The organism is Pseudomonas meliae (assembly GCF_001400515.1).
Lineage (GTDB): Bacteria > Pseudomonadota > Gammaproteobacteria > Pseudomonadales > Pseudomonadaceae > Aquipseudomonas > Aquipseudomonas amygdali.
Genome location: NZ_LJQT01000487.1, coordinates 1 through 2,189 on the forward strand (window position 1 = coordinate 1; position 2,189 = coordinate 2,189).

Consider the following 2,189-nt stretch of genomic DNA (forward strand, 5'->3'; position numbering starts at 1 on the left):
TCATGTCTTCGCCAGTCCATCGCCCAACGAACCCTTGCCCTTTGCCATCAAAGCAACCTGACAGCGCCAGTGCAAACAACACCAAGCAAGAAAAAGCGGTCATTCTTTTAAACATGGGTCATCTTCCCTTTTGAATTTATTGGTTAATCAATCGTAGCTGGGCCGCACGCTGGTTTTACCGTTCATGTGNNCATACTCAACTCCTTGTCTATTGGGGCATCACCGTTGACTTCCCAAAATAAAAATCACTTATGTCTTGTGCGCGTTTTTCATTTTCCATTTTCTCTTGCTGCTGCTGAAGCAGCTGCATATTGGCCAGCCGCATCTGCTGGTTTTGCAGCTCGATCAGCTCCTGCTGGTAGCGCAGCTGTAAATCCTCCTTCTGCTGTGGGGTCGTCACCTCGTTCAACCGGGCCCGTAGCAAATCGGCGTTCTTGACCCGTTCGGTACTGGCGTTGTAATTGCGTTCCAGCGCATCGGCAACCGACATCATCTGGTCGAATTTGGCCTGCACGCTGGCATTATCCGAGGTTAAGCCGTAGCGGTCACGCAAACTGGCAATGTCCCGTGCCGTGCCGTAGACATCGGCCCAGTCCCCCATGGGCATCACCTTGTTCAAGGCCGGGTCGTTCAGGAACCCACCCAGCATGTCGTTGCCGGTGATGATGCTCTTGTAGTGGTTGTACTGCTGCGCCGTCTCGCGGATGGCGTCCTTGGCCGTGGTCAGCGCGTCCATTGCCTGCTTGGCCTGGGCCAACGCATTCGCCCTCAGCGTGAGCAGGGTAGACGGGTCCAGGACCGGCACGCCTGGCACTGCGGCGTGGGCAGCAGGCAGGGCTGCGGTCAACATGAGCGCGCTCAGCGCGCAAACCAGCATCTGCTTTTTCATGACGCATTCTCCATTTCGTTGTGTTCCTGAAGGGCCTTCCAGGCTTTCTGAAAGGCCGGCATCCAGCGTTGTGCATCTCGCGTGTTCATGGACTGGCGCAGGTTGTCGGCGTAGTCAAACGCGGGCAGCCATACAGCGGGGTCGTCGGTGTTCAACCATTGGCGCACGGCCTCGGCCACCAGAAACGCATCGACCCATACCTTGGGATCGGTCGTGCCTAGGTGTTGCCGGATACGCTCGGCCACCGCCAGGTTCATTTTCGTGGCCGACAGCAACGGCAACCAGTACTTGAGGGGGCCGCCCAGCTCCATCTTCAGCTTCACCGTCTGGTGACCCTGCTGCACCACCATTTCCCGGCTGAGTTTCCCCATGTCACGCACCGCTTCGAACAGCTTGCCCGTGACGCCAAACTTCGCGTAACTCTTAGCCTGGGCGTTTTTGTTGGGCAGCCAGATGGGCGTAATCACCTGCTGAATGACCGCCGGAGCATACTTCGTCGCCAGCGCTTGCTCGGGGTACTGGGTGTCCATGATCAGGATTTCCCCGCGCATGCGTCCGCTTTGCAGAACCTCCTGGATGGCGTCTGCCGTACTCTTGAAGGACAGCGGTGCCCAGTACTCGGCCACCACGTTCAGCAGGAGGTTGCCGGGGCGGGCTTCGTGCATTTCGCGCTTCATGTAGAACAGCGTGTTCAGAAACGCCTCCATGACCTCGGGGTGTTTCTCGGCATAATTGTTTTTGAGTAACTGCGTGCAATCGAAGGCGAGACGGCGGTAGGTCTGCGCATCGAACTGGTTGACCGGCGAATCCAGTACCCAGGCGTATTGCCCTACACGGCCTTCACCGGCCAGGCGACACCATTTCGATAGCCGGGTCCGCAAGCAGTTTTCGCCTTGCTCGGGGATGTTTCGCAGCAGCAATGACATGCTGCGATTGCGCACGTTGGTGTGCGCCATGACCGCCTCGATCGAGTCCTTGATCCTTCTCTGGTCAGCGTCATTGCTTTTGTCAGGGCCACCGGCGCAGCACAGCACCAGGTCAAACAGCATTTGCCGCAACCCCGGACTGTCGTGAAACTGGAACGGGTTGACGCCGGTGAAGTGCCCCAGCTGCACGGTGTAATACTCGGCCCCCAATGCACACAGCAGGTGCCTCAGTGACTCGTTGTAGTCGATGCCGAATATCAGCGGATCGAAGCGGCTGAGAAAGGTCAGCAGGGTGGCCTCAGCGGTGGTTTTACCGACCCCCGTCTGGCCCGTGAAGACCGCATGCCCTGGCAACATTTCACCGAGGTTGTTCA

Annotated in this window: 2 protein-coding genes; both read right to left on the reverse strand. The window is 57.9% G+C overall.

Annotated elements, in window-relative coordinates:
• Window positions 1–208: 208 nt before the first annotated feature.
• Window positions 209–889: a P-type DNA transfer protein VirB5 gene (virB5, locus tag ALO64_RS22655; protein ID WP_054991807.1), complete on the reverse strand. Its 681-nt coding sequence runs from the start codon at window positions 887–889 to the stop codon at window positions 209–211.
• A partial coding sequence (locus tag ALO64_RS25630; protein ID WP_408002923.1) for a VirB4 family type IV secretion system protein occupies window positions 886–2,189 on the reverse strand: 1,304 nt, incomplete at its 5' end. The genes ALO64_RS25630 and virB5, both read right to left, overlap by 4 nt.